The 15,302-nt window shown below is 57.6% G+C and carries 15 protein-coding genes; 12 read left to right on the forward strand and 3 right to left on the reverse strand.

Translation table 11 applies throughout. From position 1 onward, the window contains the following. The first annotated feature begins 10 nt into the window (after nucleotides 1-10). Genes RE428_RS03690 through RE428_RS03730 form a run of 9 tightly spaced genes read left to right on the forward strand, consistent with a single transcriptional unit; the run spans nucleotide 11 to nucleotide 8,728 of the window. Nucleotides 11-1,837 (forward strand): phage tail tape measure protein, encoded by a 1,827-nt coding sequence (locus tag RE428_RS03690; protein WP_004578880.1) that lies wholly within the window; start codon nucleotides 11-13, stop codon nucleotides 1,835-1,837. Beyond that, on the forward strand, nucleotides 1,838-2,212 hold the full coding sequence (locus RE428_RS03695) for a DUF2590 family protein (protein WP_004578879.1): 375 nt from the start codon (nucleotides 1,838-1,840) through the stop codon (nucleotides 2,210-2,212). It abuts the gene before it with no gap. After that, nucleotides 2,209-3,414, forward strand: coding sequence for a baseplate J/gp47 family protein (locus RE428_RS03700; protein WP_004578878.1), 1,206 nt, complete (start codon nucleotides 2,209-2,211; stop codon nucleotides 3,412-3,414). Before RE428_RS03695 ends, RE428_RS03700 begins: the two co-directional genes overlap by 4 nt. Nucleotides 3,415-3,418: 4 nt before the next feature. Beyond that, nucleotides 3,419-3,967, forward strand: coding sequence for a phage tail protein (locus tag RE428_RS03705; protein ID WP_004578877.1), 549 nt, complete (start codon nucleotides 3,419-3,421; stop codon nucleotides 3,965-3,967). A gap of 17 nt (nucleotides 3,968-3,984) precedes the next feature. Beyond that, a complete protein-coding gene (locus RE428_RS03710; protein WP_004578876.1) occupies nucleotides 3,985-5,385 on the forward strand; it encodes a phage tail-collar fiber domain-containing protein in 1,401 nt (466 codons plus the stop codon). Between the two features lie 17 nt (nucleotides 5,386-5,402). After that, nucleotides 5,403-6,326, forward strand: a complete 924-nt coding sequence (locus RE428_RS03715; RefSeq protein WP_004578875.1) for a hypothetical protein — start codon at nucleotides 5,403-5,405, stop codon at nucleotides 6,324-6,326. Continuing rightward, entirely contained in the window at nucleotides 6,323-6,895 is a 573-nt protein-coding gene (locus RE428_RS03720; RefSeq protein WP_004578874.1) for a baseplate complex protein, read from the forward strand. Before RE428_RS03715 ends, RE428_RS03720 begins: the two co-directional genes overlap by 4 nt. Next, the gene (locus RE428_RS03725; protein WP_004578873.1) at nucleotides 6,882-7,619 is read left to right on the forward strand and encodes a hypothetical protein; all 738 of its coding nucleotides are present in this window, start codon (nucleotides 6,882-6,884) and stop codon (nucleotides 7,617-7,619) included. The genes RE428_RS03720 and RE428_RS03725 overlap by 14 nt, the downstream gene beginning before the upstream one ends. Beyond that, nucleotides 7,616-8,728, forward strand: coding sequence for a hypothetical protein (locus RE428_RS03730; RefSeq protein ID WP_004578872.1), 1,113 nt, complete (start codon nucleotides 7,616-7,618; stop codon nucleotides 8,726-8,728). The genes RE428_RS03725 and RE428_RS03730 overlap by 4 nt, the downstream gene beginning before the upstream one ends. A gap of 79 nt (nucleotides 8,729-8,807) precedes the next feature. On the opposite strand, the gene RE428_RS03735 is transcribed toward RE428_RS03730, so the two are convergent. From RE428_RS03735 to RE428_RS03745, 3 genes are all read right to left on the reverse strand, one after another. Next, a complete protein-coding gene (locus tag RE428_RS03735; RefSeq protein WP_004578871.1) occupies nucleotides 8,808-9,488 on the reverse strand; it encodes a hypothetical protein in 681 nt (226 codons plus the stop codon). A gap of 659 nt (nucleotides 9,489-10,147) precedes the next feature. Further along, on the reverse strand, nucleotides 10,148-11,341 hold the full coding sequence (locus RE428_RS03740) for a tyrosine-type recombinase/integrase (RefSeq protein ID WP_004578913.1): 1,194 nt from the start codon (nucleotides 11,339-11,341) through the stop codon (nucleotides 10,148-10,150). A gap of 2 nt (nucleotides 11,342-11,343) precedes the next feature. Further along, nucleotides 11,344-12,000: an XRE family transcriptional regulator gene (locus RE428_RS03745; protein ID WP_004578912.1), complete on the reverse strand. Its 657-nt coding sequence runs from the start codon at nucleotides 11,998-12,000 to the stop codon at nucleotides 11,344-11,346. A 210-nt stretch (nucleotides 12,001-12,210) separates the two neighbouring features. Between RE428_RS03745 and RE428_RS03750 the strand changes: the two genes are divergently transcribed. Genes RE428_RS03750 through RE428_RS03760 form a run of 3 tightly spaced genes read left to right on the forward strand, consistent with a single transcriptional unit; the run spans nucleotide 12,211 to nucleotide 15,178 of the window. Next, a complete protein-coding gene (locus RE428_RS03750) occupies nucleotides 12,211-12,468 on the forward strand; it encodes a helix-turn-helix domain-containing protein (protein WP_004578911.1) in 258 nt (85 codons plus the stop codon). Continuing rightward, the gene (locus RE428_RS03755; RefSeq protein ID WP_338381164.1) at nucleotides 12,468-14,771 is read left to right on the forward strand and encodes a toprim domain-containing protein; all 2,304 of its coding nucleotides are present in this window, start codon (nucleotides 12,468-12,470) and stop codon (nucleotides 14,769-14,771) included. Before RE428_RS03750 ends, RE428_RS03755 begins: the two co-directional genes overlap by 1 nt. Beyond that, the gene (locus RE428_RS03760; protein WP_338381165.1) at nucleotides 14,759-15,178 is read left to right on the forward strand and encodes a hypothetical protein; all 420 of its coding nucleotides are present in this window, start codon (nucleotides 14,759-14,761) and stop codon (nucleotides 15,176-15,178) included. The genes RE428_RS03755 and RE428_RS03760 overlap by 13 nt, the downstream gene beginning before the upstream one ends. The last annotated feature ends 124 nt before the right edge of the window (nucleotides 15,179-15,302 follow it).

A 15,302-nucleotide genomic window follows, 5' to 3' on the forward strand; every position in this document is an offset into this window, starting at 1 on the left:
GAGGTAACCGATGAGTGCCGCACTGGAAAAACTGTTCTTCTCAGTTGGGATGCGCGATCAAGTCAGCGGCCCGCTTGGAAAAATAGACAAATCGCTGATGAGTGTTCGGCGCTCGGCTTCCGCTGGTTTTCAGGAAATCGCCGGCGGGGCAGTCGGTCTGGCCGGAACCGGTCTGGCGATTAAAAGCATGATCCAGCCGGCGATGGAGATGGAACGGGCCATCGGTGAAGTGCGGAGCCTGGGCGTGGCCGACGCCGAGCTCCAGAAGCTGACTGATACCGCGCTGCAGTTTTCTATCCAGTACGGCAAATCCGCCAAGGACTTCGTGCGCAGCTCCTACGATATCCAATCTGCGATCGCCGGACTTAATAACGGTGAGCTGGCGACCTTTACCGAATCTTCCAACCTTTTGGCGGCAGCGACCAAGGCCGATGCCGGCACGATCACGTCCTACATGGGGACCATGTACGGGATCTTTTCGCGCCAGGCTGACGCGATGGGGCGTAGCGAGTGGGTGCAGCAGCTTACCGGCCAAACAGCCGCGGCTGTCCAGATGTTCAAAACGGACGGCCAGAACATGAGCGCAGCATTCACTAGTCTGGGCGCGAACGCCCGGGCCGCCGGCGTGGATCTATCCGAGCAGATGGCCATTCTGGGAACGCTGCAAGCCACCATGAGCGGATCCGAGGCGGGGACGAAATACAAAGCCTTCCTGGCAGGCGTCGGTAATGCCCAGAAAAAACTGGGGCTGTCCTTCACAGACAGCGAAGGCCGGTTGCTGCCCATGATTCAGATTCTGGAAGAGCTGCAAGGCAAGTTCGGCGACACCCTCAACGTGGCCGAATCCGACGCGCTTAAGTCAGCCTTTGGATCCGATGAGGCTGTGAGCATGGTCAAGCTATTGCTTAAGGACACCGGGCGCCTGGCTGGAAGCATCAACGATCTGGGCAAAGTGACCGGCATGGATAAGGCGCGACAGATGGCCAGTGCCATGGTCGATCCCTACCAGCAATTCAGCGCGGCCGTTGATGCGATCCGCGTCAGCTTTGGCCAGGTGCTGCTACCGGTGATCAACCCGGTTCTGGAGTCGCTGGCAGAAGGCGGTGCCACGCTGACCCGATGGACACAGCTTTTCCCGAACCTGACCCGCTGGGTAGGACTTGGGGCGATAGGTGTTCTGGGACTGGGCGCGGCCGTTTCCGCCTTTGCCTTGCTGACGGGCCTAGCCACGCTGGCGACAGCCGGCTGGACAGGTGCTCTGTTGGCTGCCCGTGGCGTGATGTGGATGGTGAACGCCGGACTCGTAGTGATGCGTGTCATGGCGATCGCCGGCCTGGTAACCGCACTTGTGGGAGCCGTGGGAGTGATGGGCGCAGTCCGGGGCGCAATGCTGCTATGGCAAGGGGCGATCTGGCTGGTCAATGCGGCGATGTGGGCGAATCCCCTGACTTGGATAGTGGCCGGGATCATCGCCCTGATTGGGGCCGTTGCGGCAATGATTTACTGGTGGAACGACCTCAAAGCCGCGTTTATGGATTCTGCCTGGGGCCAGGCGCTCATGGCCGTGATTGACGGCATTGTCGGCTGGTTCAAGGAGCTTGGCAGCATCTTCGACTGGGTGATTGAAAAACTGGAAACGATCCCCGGCATCGATTTCGGCGATAGCACAGTGCCCGCCCTCGAGCAGGGCCGGCAACTGAATGTGCCAGCCGGTGGCGTAGCCGCCCAGGCGGGAGGCGGGAACCGTTCGGCCAATTACGGCGATGTGTATATCAACAGCAGCCAGCCAATGGGACCGGCCGAGCTGGAAGAGTGGTCAATGATGGAGGCCGGATAAATGAGCCTGCAGGCGCCAGAAGGCGCGAAGTACATCGACCTGCTGATCAGGGGCGACGACCTGGCGCTGGATCCGGCCGGGGTGCCGGAACTGGTCTGGGATCGGGATAGCATCGCCCAGGACATCAAGCACGCAATCCGCGAGAGCGGGTACCTCGTCGAGATGGTGGCCGAGCGGTCACGCGATCGCCGGCGGCTGCTGATGCAGAAGATCCGACTTCTGTTGGAAGACGATCTGCGCATTGTACCGGGCACGGTCGAGATTGAGCCGTTGTTGCCCGGCTTCCCCAAGGACGAGGGTCGCTGGGGACTGGTGGCGCAAACCCGTGAATTCGGTGCTGTGGATCTGGACTTATCGCAACTGGTGACGACATGACGGAACTGAATCTGGACAACCTGAACCGCCAGGAGAAGGAGTTTAAAGCAGCTCTGGATCAAGCAGGGGTACCAACGAGTGCGGCGGCACTGGAGTCGCAGTTTCAGACTATCGCGGACAATGAGGGCGTGCCGTTTTCCAATGATTCGGCGTATTCGCCGTTCTGGCGGATGACGCGGGCCCTGGTAACCAAGCCTGTCCTTTGGTTACTGGCCTATCTGGTTCGGCACCTGATGCCGCAGACGTTCGTCAAGCTGGCGACCGGATCCATGCTGGAGCTGCTGGCCTGGACGTTCGATATTGAGCGCAAGCCGGCGGCAAAGCTGACGGGCACGCTCACGTTTACCCGCGCATCCAGCAGTGGGGCGCTGATGGTAGCGAAGGGCACTTGGGTGCGCACGGTGGCGATCAATGGCACTACCTACCGCGTGCGGGTCACCGCAGACTCCAGTTTTGCAGATGGCGAAACGACGCTGCAGGCACCGGTCGAGGCGGAACTGGCCGGGAGCGCCTACAACCTGGCCGGCGGATACTTCACGGTTCTGGAAGAACCGATAGATGGCGTTACGTCTGTCACCAACGCCAGCGACTGGATCACGACGCCCGGAGCCGAGGAGGAAAGCGACGACGCCATGCGGCTGCGTGTTCGCAACCAGTTCAGCGCGGTAAACCAATACCACACGGATGCCGTTTACCGCTCCATGATCGCAGAGCAGATCGGGATCGATCCTGATCGGATCTATTTTGACCATTCAGCCCCGCGCGGTCCCGGATCGGCCGACGCCTATGTGCTTTTCGATACAGGGACACCTTCGCAGTCTTATCTGGATCCGGTGAACACCTATATCACCGATGAGGGCAACCACGGGCATGGGGACGACCTGCAGGTGAAAGCCATGCCCGAGCAGGTCGAGGATGTGGCCGGGACATTTATCTATCCCAGTACGCTGACGGCCGCAGAGCTCACGCTGCTGCAGGCTGATGTTGAACAGTTCATCCGGGCCGCATTCCGCGAAAACAGCGATTACAGCCCGTCGCGGACTTGGCCGTTCAATCGATTCAGCTTTTCGAAACTGTCCCAGGAGTTGCATGCCCAGTTTGCGGTCCTCGTTTCGATTAGCTGGGGGCAGCCCGACATTGTGACGGAACTGGCGGTGGCCCGGCTGGGGACGCTGGCCCTTACGTGGACGATGGAGGCGTAAGGGCATGAGCAGCAACGAATCACCTATACGGCCGCGCCTGGCGCTGACTTTTTGGCAGGCGTTGGGCGGTATGCAGGCACTGCGGCGCGCAGCCGATCGTTGGTGGGATTTGGTGCAGACGTGGCTGGAATGGCCGATGCAGCAGCTTGATGCGGACACCGCGCCGCTGGCAATCCTCAACCTGCTGGCCTGGGAGCGGGACATAACGCGATTCACCGGTGAACCAGACTGGCTCTACCGCAAGCGCGTGAAATACGCCTATCTCAACAGTGCCGATGCCGGCAGCGTGGCGGGCTTCAAACGAATACTGCAGCGGCTGGGTGTGGGATATGTCGAGATCGAGGAACGGCGCCTCGATCGGGACTGGGACATTATCGTGCTGCGATTGACGGACAGCCAGCTGGGTGAGAACCCCGAGCTGCTGGACATTATCCGGCAAATGTACGGGCGAACCTGCAGGCGATACGAGTTTGAAGTGGTAACGCCGGTGTCTGTGGGCGCTGCCGCGCCTGAATTCTCAAACGTCTGGGATTACGCCCGGGCAGAGCTGTAACGAGGAAAGGAACGATCATGAGCGCTTTTACAAAGGCCGGCCGGGATCTGATAGCCCAGAAGCAGGGCGCGCGGGAGGTGCTGACTCTCGACCGCTTTGTTCTGGCCAATATCGAGGGCCTGGATTACACCCAGCCGGTGAATCCCGACGAGGTACTGCCCGACGCCGGCGACATCGTTTGGCAGGGCGCAGTAAGCGCGCAGGGCTATGTGGACCCCGAACAGGTGGTATACAGCCTGTTGCTGGGCACGAACGTGGGCGACTTCTCGTTTAACTGGGTTGGTCTGTTAGCAGACGATGACACGCTGGTGGCGGTCTCCTATGTTCCGCCACAGCAGAAATCTGCAACCAGCGGAACAGCGACGGGCAACAACCTGACTCGCAATTTCCTGTTGGCGTTCACCGATGCCCAGGCGACCACCAACATCACGGTGCAGGCGGAGACCTGGCAAATCGACTTCAACGCCCGGGTGGACGGTATCGACGAGCGCGAGCGGATGGCGAACCTGGCCATCTATGGCCGTCAGCGCTTCATGAATGACGGTTTTAAGGTGCTCGAGGAGGCCGGCAGCTATTCGATCAGTGCCGGGGAAGGATTTGTGGCCGGGCTTCATGTTTCCCTTGAGCAAGCCCTGACACTAGACGATCCCGGTGTGCTGCCGAAGGACATTTGGCTGGACGTGAGTTTGGCCGGTGACCTGACTGGGAAAACGATCAGGATAGTGCCGGCGTTTTTTACCGCTGCCCAGAGTGACTATGTGGATGGCGTGGGGACCCCTCACTTTCTGGTCAAAATTGCGAAGATCGAGACCAACGGGACCGCCACTGACCTGCGCCAAGCGGTCGACGTCACGACTGCGCTGATCGATGAGTTTTTGCGTCAGCCGCCTGCCGAATTTGAACCTGGCGACATCATCATGCACTACGGCGATATCTCGAAAATTCGTCCGGGATGGGCTTTGTGTGACGGTACAAACGGCACGCCGGATTTGACGGATCGCTTTGTGGTTGGGGCCGGCAAGGCATACGAAGTTGGCGCTGTCGGAGGTAGTGCAGACGCGGTGGTCGTAAGCCACTCGCATGGCGCCTCAGCAAGCACAGGGGGCTATCACGGGCACTCAGCGAGTACGAGCAGTGCCGGCAGTCACAGACACCTGTCGGGAAAGGCTGAAGCGAACGACTTCGCAAGCGCCTATGGCGGTGTGTCAGGATCCTCGAGGCATCGCCGAGAAGGGCTTACCGGTAGCAACGCGTCAACGTACCACTACACATCGACAGCAGGCGGCCATAGCCACAGTGTGTCTGTGAGCGGCAATGGTAGCCACTCGCACTCAATCTCGGTCCAATCTGCAGGTGAAGACGGCAAAGGTAAGAATTTACCCCCGTACTACGCACTCGCTTTCATCATGAAACTGTAGCGACAAAGGAGGCAGGCGTGACGTGGTATTCACTTGATCTTACAGAACCTGCAACCGCTGGTGCGGCGTCAGATGCCGCCGATCCAAGCCTGGAGGCTATACCGGGAGCGATCGAGACCTCGACAGCGTCACTGGCTGCTATTTCGTCTCGCAGCAAGTGGAAGCCCGGCGATCTGGCTTCGGGAGCCGGCGGCATCGTTGAGCAACGTGCAGCGCTTTCTGACCTGCTGGCCAGTGGTGGGCAGGTCGTCACCATCCACCCCTGGACTCAAGGGGCCGGCGACACTGGGAACGGGGTTAGAAGCGAACCCGCGCGCGGGTGGTTGAGCCCGGCCCAGGCAGTTCAGGCTCTGGTAGACAAGCTCAAGGACAAACTGGATCCAGCAAAGGATGAATCCGAAGAATTGTTGCTGATCATGGTCAGCGGCAGCGACTACGGAAGCTGGGCCCGTTCGTTGGCGGCGTTCAATTCAGTTTTGCCTTTGGGTGATCTTTCTTTGTGCCAGCGTCGCGCCGAGCAGTTGGCCACCCTGGAAGCTGACAAGCGGCAGCGCATCGCGGCATCACATAACCCACGATGGCGGCGCCTGAACGGACAACAGCATGGGACGGGCGCGGCTATTCGGACGCAGCTTGGTGCGCTGTTGGCAAGGGTTGAAACACTGTCCAGCGATACGGATCCGCTAATGGACCTGCAGGCGTTTCTGGACAACCGGACGGCAATGCTCACGGAAAGGCAGCGGGCATGGGATGACTTGCGCGGAACATTGGGCCCGACGACACAGCAGCTTTACGTTGCGGCCGGTGGAAGTCCGGAGGGACTGGCGGCACAACTGCAGCAATCCTCGCCACCGAATCCCGGCGCCCCGCTTTGCGCTTTGGTGGCCGTGACGGGCCCGGCTGGTTGTCTGAGTTACTTCAAAGAGGTTGTAGGCCAATGATTCTTTCTAACGGAGATACGGAATATCTGGTACCCGGCAAGGATCTTTCGGTATCACTGGCTATGCCATTGGCCCGGAAGGATATCAGCGGTCAGACCAGCAGCACCGACACCGTTACGGCTGGGAATAAGGCCAAAAAGTTAAGCGTTGCTCTGACGTTAACCTTTGCTGAGGGCAACGCGCTGCGCCGGCTTTCCTCTGTAGCGGAAGCGATCGACGACAGCGGTGACCCGCTGACGTACACCATTGCCGACGACCTGGCCGAGGCAATGAATATCCGCCAGGTGCGCTTTGCTGAATCGCTGCGGGTGGATCCCCAAACCGGAAAAAGAGCGTGGACGGTTCGATTTACCCTGGCTGAACACCTGAGCGTCGCGGAGAAGCGAGAGCAACGCGCGGAAGAGCCCACGCCAAATGCGAGGGAGACGGCCGGCGAGAATGTCAGCGCCAGTAATACCAGCGCGGCCGTGCCCAACGGGGTGCAGATGACAGGGTTTGAGCAGTTCCTTAGCAGCGTCGACAAGGCGTTGCCGCAGGCGCCTGGAGGTAATGGCAATGCGTCTGCATAAACGGTTGGCGATCGGCGGCGATCGCTATCCGCTGGTAAGCGATCAACTGACCCTGGAGCTTTCAACGCCAGGGCGGGCCGTTTTCACCATTCAGGCGACCGGCCCGGTTTCGGGGCTGGTGCAGCTTTGCGTCGGGTATGACGCGAAAACGATCCCGGTCTACATGTTGGGTTATGTCGAGCAGTGCCAGGCACTGGACGCAAAGCAGCGGCGCGTGGTGGTTCGTGAGTTGCCGGCAACGCTGAACCGGCGCGTGCCGCTGTCTCTCAGGCACTGCCGCGCGTCTGAGGTGCTGCGGGCTGTCACTGATCAGACTGGTCTGGCGTTTTCAATGGGTGAGGGCGCCTGGAGTGAAGTGATGCTACCGCGCTTTGCTCATCGAGGCGGCGGCTATATGGCCTTGGACAACCTGGGCCAGGCTCTGGAGATCCCCCGCTTTATTTGGCAGCAACAGCCTGACGGCCGCGTGTATTTTGGTAGCTGGGATTCGTCGCCCTTTGGCGGATCCACGGTTCCGGTACCGATCGCGCGGCTGACCCGGCAAAGCGCCGCCAATGGGGCAACGCTGCCCGTGGTACCGGCTTTGCGGCCAGGTGTGCGGATAAGCATCGCCGGCGGGCAACCCGTGTACATCACGCGGGTGGAAATCATGGGTGTGGACATGCGGATTCGCTGGAGCCTGAACCCTTGGGATAATCGTTTGAAAAAGGAGGTGGCGGCGTGATCGAGACTGTGCGGCGCCTGGTGTCCCGAATGTTTCCTGAGCTGGTGGCTGGCTATCACCTACCGGTTTTCGCGGTTGTTGAGGGCATCGCCGATTCACCCGTTGAAGGCGGTCTGGCCGATCCCTACCGGCCGCGCTGGGCGGTGGACCTGCAGCTATTGGATGAGAATGGCCGCCCTGATACCGATCAGCCCCTGCTGGAATCGGTACCGGTCACGGTGCCCGGAGTAGGGCACGAGCGGGGCCAGTTCGCGCTACCACAGCCGGGCACCGTTGTTGAGGTTGCCTGGGCATACGGCCGGGCTGATCAACCATTCGTGCGTTCTGTGCTTCCTTTTCGGCAAAGCCTGCCGGCCTGCGACCGATACGAGCAGGTTTGGCAGCAGCGCGATGGTGTGGCCCAAAAGGTAGATAACGAGGGCGATTGGACCCGAACCACAAACGCGAGCATTACGGATGCCAGCGAAGTCCATTTGACCCAGACGCTGGAGAAGATCGACCAGCTACAGAACGAAGTGCGCGAAATCCTCGAGCATTCAGTGGAACACATCGGCGGCATCAAGCAGACCGAGGCCGGGACCATCAAGATGATGGCGGAATCCACGGTACACGCAGGATCCGGGGGAAGCCTGAACATGACGGCTGCAGGGGACCAAAACCACATCGCCGGCGGATCCTTGAATCAGATCACCGGAAAAGACTTGGTGCAGGACATCGGACAGAACGTTAGCCGTACCGTGGCCGGTTCGGTTTCGGATACTGTCTCGCTCGACTATTCGCAGACAGTGGCGGGTACGGCCTCGATCACGGTCAAGGCGGATATGACGATGATGAGCCAGGGTAATGCCCAGATGGGTAGTGCGGGTACAACCACTGTTTCGGCTGCTGGGCCATTGGTGCTGCAGGGGGCTAATGTTTGGATAGGTTCGCCTGCTGTCAATTTGCTGGCTGTAATTGGCGCATTCATGCAGTCGACTAGTGATGCTCTGACTGTTTTATCAACGCATACTCATCCAAGCGTTGGGACTATAAACGAAGGAAGCAGTATTGCTTCATGCGCAGCAGCGATTAACAGTAATAAAACTACAGTTGATGGATTGCAGAAGTAACCTTTTGCACAATATTTTCGACAGTATGCTTGCGCGGCATGTCCGCCCTGTCGACTCCTATTTGCGCTTGAGGCCAACGCTATTTTGGAGCACTTAGTTGGCTACCATAGTATTTTTTATATCTGTAATTTCTCGGGTCTTTAAAGCACTCCGGCAAACCCTCTGGGAACGGCTCTCCTCCCAAGTAAACGAGAATTTTCGATAAATAAGCAGTAACTCTGAGCCAGGCATTTCTAAATGAGTCTATGAGCTCTTCCTCAAACCCTTCAATGTGCCATTCTCGGATCAATGCTAGTACTTGAATTTCGTCTGGCGCTAACGCCTGCAACACTATGGGGTTGTCTTTTGACATGTCGATAAATCTTCTTATAGCCATGTCGCTGTCTTCGAATGGATCCACATGGAACCCAAACTGCATTTTAACAGTGTATCCTCGGATCGAAGCGACAAACGCCTTGCTTTTTGGCTTTAACATCGATTTATGAACGATGTGGCGACGATGCCGAATTATCTGAGAGAAAAGGTGGTCAGCTAGCTCCAGTTCTCTTCTGATGGGCTTGTGCCAAGTGGAGAATCCATCGTGGTTTTGTAATGCCATAGCGACCATGTCAGGGATTTCTCTCAGGGATCGTATAAACGCATTCATTGAATAACGCATAGCGTCTGCATTGTGGTAGTGGACTTCAATTTGATGCAGATACCAATGGCTTTCGTCCCACCGGTCTAACGCAGCTTCAATTTTTTTGTGACTACAGCCCATTCAATCCACCTGGCGAATACGACCTTTCCCGGCACTAGCGGCCTTCAATAAATAAGCTGACTGATAACGTTTTACGCCTTGATACGGTTCAGCTTCCGAGTATATACGCCCACTGGCGTTCACTAATGGGTCAAATTTTAACAACTCGTAGCTGAGCATTCTCGTTGTAGAAGACGGAAACTGGTTCAAAAAATAGTATTGGTCAGAAAAACCACTCCTCCACACCACACCTGTGGCGTTCTGGGTCCAATTTAGTGCGATTTCTGTGTGAGTGCAGCGGGATGCTTAGGTGTTGGCGTTATGCCGTGTCAGAGGCTTCTGAGGGCTTTGCACGAAGTGCGAAAAACTGAAGGGCAGGGCAATACTGGAATCGGAGGTTTGGGACTCATCTCAAGCGTGGCGCGGGTTGCCCGCTTGGGGTGGGTGTCACAATCCCCTGTGACACCTCAGTGACACAAATGGGCTGTGACACCCGTCTTTAGGCTGGGTGGCACTTTTGTGACACTTAGCTAAGTCATTGAAAATGGTGGGCCTTGCTGGACTTGAACCAGCGACCAATCGATTATGAGCAGGGTCATGGTATTGGTATTTTTTCGTAGGCTTTTGATTTTCAGTGTCTTTAAATAATTGCACAAGCTAAGTGACGTGCGAGTGACATTTTACAGCAGGTCCGCAAGCCGGTTTGCGGCTTCCTCCTGGCTGATTCTCCGGCTGTCTCGATAGAGCATTGTGGTTGATATATCGTCGTGGTCGGCCAGTTGCTGGACCTTCACTGGATCCACGCCTTCACTGAGTAGGGCAGTGATCATCGTTGCCCTCATTCCCCAGTGGAACGGCTTCAGTTTTGGCAATCCGGCGCCGGCGCACATCTTCGACGCGAGCTTAGAGATATCCGCGCGATCGGCGTACCAGGGATAGCCGCGCCCGTTGTCCAGAAAGTACACCTCCCGTGGGTCTCTGGCCTCGATATCGGCTTCCAAGAAAGCGGCCAGCTTCTCGTTGATGGGTTTCAGCGGCCACTTATTCATCTTGTTTACCCATTTCAGTTCCGGGTTGTTCTGCACCCGGATGACTCGCTTGTCCAAGTCGATATTCTCTAGCCGCATAGCCCATATCGGCCCAAGTCTTAGTAGTGAGTGGGTAGCCATCATGTAGGCCCGCAGCATGTTGCGCATATGCTTGATCTGCCGGGTGTCCTCATCCACTTCCGCTTCGGTCAGGCGTTCCTGAATGTAGTTTTTCAGCACGCGCAGGTCGTCGACGGTGTAGGTGTCCATATCCCGCCTGGGCACCTTTGGTTTTTTCAGCGACCAGATCCGGTCGATAATTTCGTGGTCGTAAGCCCAGCGAAGGAAGACTTCAAACTGTCGCAGGTGGCTATTTTTCGTCGACTCGCTCATGGGACGGCCCTGGTAAGCGCAGGTGCCCAAGTGCTTCAGAAACTTGATGTTGTATGAGCGATCGAAATCACGGAAACGATGGTCGCCGATACCTTGCAGGTAATAGCTGATTGTTTTCGTGTACTTCTGCAGGGTCTGGGGCGAGTTCGTAATGGCGACTTCCTCGAGCCAAAGTTTGCTTGCTCTCCGGATGGTGATGTTCTTCTTCCGCTGTTTTTCTATGTTGCGCGCTTCTGCCTTCCCGCTTTGCTCCCGCCGAAGCTTGTCATGCGCGATGTGATAGAGATCGGACAGCCGCCTGGTCTTTTCCGCGTGATCAAGTCCATCCAGATCTGAGACTTTGCAGAGTGTTCGGCGGATACCGCGCCGCCCGCTCTCCCAGCCTTCTATTGGGTCGTGGGGAAACTCGCCCACCCAGCGGCCGTTGCGAATGGTGAAAAGCTTTCTCGCCATCCTCAGCACCTCCCGCCATGCCAGGCAACACGCCCAATAACCTGCAAGTCGGCCAGTTGTTCTTTGCCCAGGGTGTAGTTGTCGTAAGCCTCGCTATCGCTGATGACTTTGACTTCACCCGTAGGAAGAAACTGCAGCCGCTTCAGCATGGTCTCGTCATTCAAACGCAGCACGAAAATGTCGTCGCCGCGCCGGACTGACTGATCGATAATTAGTAAATCGCCGCTCTTGATGGTGGGAGCCATGCTGTCCCCGCGGGCCCTGAAAAGTGCGCATGCTTGAGGTTCTACATGGACTTCATCACGCAGGTAATCGATGTCGAACAAGATTGGAACTGATTTCTCGCCGGTCGTTGATCTCTCGGCACCACTAGAGGACTGATTGCTACGATAAAAATGTATTACTACGGTCCCTTCGGGAACTTGCTCGTTTCCTTCTTTCTTTGGGCCTTTGCCGGTAGCCAACCACTTTAGGCTGTAGCCTCCAGCATTTGCGATGGCGATGACATTTCCGATAGTTGGCTGGCCCTCGTTACGGGCATACCTGGATAGCTGGCTTTGAGAGATGCCGGTCCTATCGATCAGTACCTTCCTTCCTCCCAACTCGAACTCAATTTGTTTCAAGCGTTCCCCGAAGTTCTCTCGCGATTCTGCGTTCATCCTTTAACCTCATATGCACAAAATGACCATTAACGGTTGACAGTTAGGGTTTGCGCATCCACTATCACCGTATACAGGTAATTTATTCGTATTTGGTTTTGTTTCCATTTATTTGCCTGATCGGAACCGGATGATAGCAGTACGAATCCGTCGCAAACCACAAAAGGGCAAATCTTGCGTTTATGGCTGTCTTGAGGAGCTCAGGAAGGAATGAACATCGAAAAAGACCCTCTATACACGATAGATGAAGCCGCAGAAGCACTGCGGATCTCGAAGCCTTACTTCAAAAAAATTCGGGATGAGAACCCCGATATCTTCCGGCCGATCATGGTGGCGGGGAGAACCACCTTTTCAGCCTCTCAGCTCAACCGGTATCTACTCCGTGCGAATCCACATCTAACGGCCTGCACCGTCGAAATAGCTAAAGCCGCCTCAGATGCAGCCGGAAGCGGTACTGGGGGCGCGTAATGGATCAATACGCTGGACCCAATCCGGCCGATATCGTCCAGGCACTGCTGAACGATCCGGCCCTGCAGTTCAAGAAGGTCGGCAAGTACCTGCAGCGCGGCGTGTGTCCTGAGTGCCAGAAAAAGGAACTGTTCGTTTCGGCAGAGCAGCCCTGGCAGTTGGCATGCAACCGCAGCAACAACTGCGGATATACGGAAAGCACCCGCACTCGTTACCCGCATCTGTTCGATAACTACAGCGAGCGCTTCCCGGCCACGCCGGAAGATCCCAACGCCACCGCCCGGGCGTACCTGGCGGAAAACAGGGGATTCAACCCGGGCCTTATTGCCGGCATGTACCAGCAAGCATCGGTTCGGCTAAGTGATGGTGAGTATGCCGATACGGTCCGCTTCTACCTGTTCGGCGGTACCGAAACCTATTGGGAGCGTCTGATCGACACCGGCATGGTGAAGAAGGCCGGGAAGAAGGCGCACTTCGGAGGGAAGCGCCAGCCGGACGGATCCATGTACAAGAACAAGTGCTGGCAGCCCCGGGGCTTGCAGGTCGAGAAGGGCGACTGGGTCTGGATAACTGAGGGCATCTTTAAGTCGATCGCCCTGATGCACTGCGAGCACAACGGCCAGCGCGTGAAGTCGGTCAGCCCCTTGAGCACCAACAATTTGCCCAGGGAACTGATCGAGGCGAACCGCGACCGTGATGTGACGTGGGTTCTGGCACTCGACAACGACCCGGCCGGCATCAAGTTCGCCCGCAAATACCGCGAGGAACTGCGGGCCATGGGTGAGCACGTGTTGATCGCTCTGCCCGATGGCAAGGCCGATTGGGACGATGAGCTACGCAACGGCCGGCTGGATGAGAAATACCTGAATGAAAGCATCTGGCGGGGCTTCGCGGCGGCCGCTGAGACAGCCCAGGAAAAGGCGTTCTGGCTGTGGGTGAAGCAGCCCCGGGCCCAGGTCAATTTCGCCTGGGGCGCCAGCCTTTGGAAATACAAAGTTGATGAACGCGATATCGGCGATCTGCAGGACGCGCTGGATCCGGCCGAGCCGCCCTGGCTGGCCGATGATGACCTGATCAAGGATCTGCAGCGCAACTTCTTTGGCGCCACGCGGGGCGAGCGTATCAGCAACTGCCACCCGCAGTTTCTTTATATCGAGCAGGACGCGCTGACCGAAGAACAGCTTTATTTCTTCCGGTTCGACTTCACCAGCGGTAACCCCACCAGCCTGGTGTCGCTGGAGGGATCCGCCCTCGAATCTCCCAGCGCATTCAACAAGGCGCTACTGAACCGCACCGCCGGTGGCACGTTCGATGGCGACGCCCGCGACCTCAAGCGCCTACGTGATCAGTGGTTTAACCGCCGGATCAGCTACGTACACACGATCCCGTTTGTGGGCTACTACCGCGATGCCGGTTCTTACGTGTTCCCAGGCTTTGGGTACCACAAGGGTCAGGGGCTGGAGCTCAACGAACAGGGATTCATGGAGTGCGGAAAGCACCGGCTCAAATCGGGTTTGAAGTCCCTGAACCTGATTCGCGGTGAGTCCTTTAATCCGGGATGGATCGACGGCTACAAGGCTGCATTCAGCGACAACGGCATGCTTTTGATGGCGTGGTGGCTGGGCAGCCTTTTCGCTGAACAGGTCCGGGCGCTGCAAAAGAGTTGGTGTTTCCTCGAGTACACCGGCGACCAGGGCGCCGGTAAGTCTACCCAGATTGAATTCCTGTGGCGCTGCTGCGGCCGTGACGGATACGAGGGCTTTGACCCGAGCAAGGCCACGCCGGCCGGCCGCGCCCGTAACTTCATGCAGGTGTCCAACCTCCCGGTTGTCCTGATCGAAGGCGATCGGAACAGCGACGATCGAGGCGCGCGCAAAGGCGGCTTTGACATGGACGAGCTGAAAACGGCCTTCAACGGCCGGGGCATTCGGTCCATGGGGGTCAAAAAGCGCGGCGCAGAAACGGATGAACCGCCATTCCGGGGCAGCATCCTGCTGAGCCAGAACGCCACCGTAGACGGATCCGAAGCGCTGCTTTCCCGGATCGTCCATGGCCACTGCACCCGGGCCCATTTCAGCCGCAGGACCGAACAACATGCACGCCGACTGGCGTCTATTCCTGCCGAGGATCTGGCCGGCTGGATGGGTAAGGCGCTGTCGCTTGAGCGCAGCCTGCTGGATCTCTATCAGGAACGGTTCGCCCAGGTAGAGGACATCTATCAGGGCCTGTCAGACGGCAAGATCCAGAACCGCCTGGTACTCAACCACGCCCAGGTGGCCGCCTGGGGCTGGTGCCTACCCTGATCTTTGGCGATCGCTGGAGCGCGGAGGACAGTCAGCGGCTGCAGGACTTTGCCTGGTCCCGCGCCCTTGATCGCCAGCGCCGCCTGCAGGCCGATCACCCGATGGTCGAGCAGTTCTGGGAAATCTACGACCTGATCAACGTCCGCCCAAGCAACGACGAATTCAGCATCGAGGATCCCGAGATCCTGAACCACTCCCGCGATTCCGACTTCATAGCCGTTCATCTCCAGCAGTTCGCGCAGGAGTGCGCTCGTAATCGCACCGAGATGATCAGTACCCGTGAGCTGAAAAGGCTGCTGCCGCAGAGCCAGCGCCGGCCATTTGTAGGGCAAAAGAAGGTGCTTAGCAAGCTAACAGGGAAGGCTGTTCATTGTTGGGTTTTCCGCGACGAGAGAGCGGCTTCATGAGTGGGTTACGCACACGCATGCGCGCCTATAGAGCCTGAATTCTGTGTCCGTGGGTGAGCGTCGCAAAAAGGTAATTTAGGTAATACGTGAAATTATAAGTAAGAAAATTAATAAAAAACAGTGA

This window comes from Marinobacter nanhaiticus D15-8W (assembly GCF_036511935.1).
Lineage (GTDB): Bacteria > Pseudomonadota > Gammaproteobacteria > Pseudomonadales > Oleiphilaceae > Marinobacter_A > Marinobacter_A nanhaiticus.

Excerpts from the sequence above, each read along its gene's own strand:
- RE428_RS03705 (WP_004578877.1), top strand. The coding sequence starts at position 3,419 with ATGAGCAGCAACGAATCACCTATACGGCCGCGCCTGGCGCTGACTTTT.
- RE428_RS03745 (WP_004578912.1), bottom strand. The coding sequence starts at position 12,000 with ATGAACGCAGAATCGCGAGAGAACTTCGGGGAACGCTTGAAACAAATT.
- RE428_RS03695 (WP_004578879.1), top strand. The coding sequence starts at position 1,838 with ATGAGCCTGCAGGCGCCAGAAGGCGCGAAGTACATCGACCTGCTGATC.
- RE428_RS03750 (WP_004578911.1), top strand. The coding sequence starts at position 12,211 with ATGAACATCGAAAAAGACCCTCTATACACGATAGATGAAGCCGCAGAA.
- RE428_RS03735 (WP_004578871.1), bottom strand. The coding sequence starts at position 9,488 with ATGGGCTGTAGTCACAAAAAAATTGAAGCTGCGTTAGACCGGTGGGAC.
- RE428_RS03690 (WP_004578880.1), top strand. The coding sequence starts at position 11 with ATGAGTGCCGCACTGGAAAAACTGTTCTTCTCAGTTGGGATGCGCGAT.
- RE428_RS03740 (WP_004578913.1), bottom strand. The coding sequence starts at position 11,341 with ATGGCGAGAAAGCTTTTCACCATTCGCAACGGCCGCTGGGTGGGCGAG.
- RE428_RS03755 (WP_338381164.1), top strand. The coding sequence starts at position 12,468 with ATGGATCAATACGCTGGACCCAATCCGGCCGATATCGTCCAGGCACTG.
- RE428_RS03710 (WP_004578876.1), top strand. The coding sequence starts at position 3,985 with ATGAGCGCTTTTACAAAGGCCGGCCGGGATCTGATAGCCCAGAAGCAG.
- RE428_RS03720 (WP_004578874.1), top strand. The coding sequence starts at position 6,323 with ATGATTCTTTCTAACGGAGATACGGAATATCTGGTACCCGGCAAGGAT.
- RE428_RS03725 (WP_004578873.1), top strand. The coding sequence starts at position 6,882 with ATGCGTCTGCATAAACGGTTGGCGATCGGCGGCGATCGCTATCCGCTG.
- RE428_RS03700 (WP_004578878.1), top strand. The coding sequence starts at position 2,209 with ATGACGGAACTGAATCTGGACAACCTGAACCGCCAGGAGAAGGAGTTT.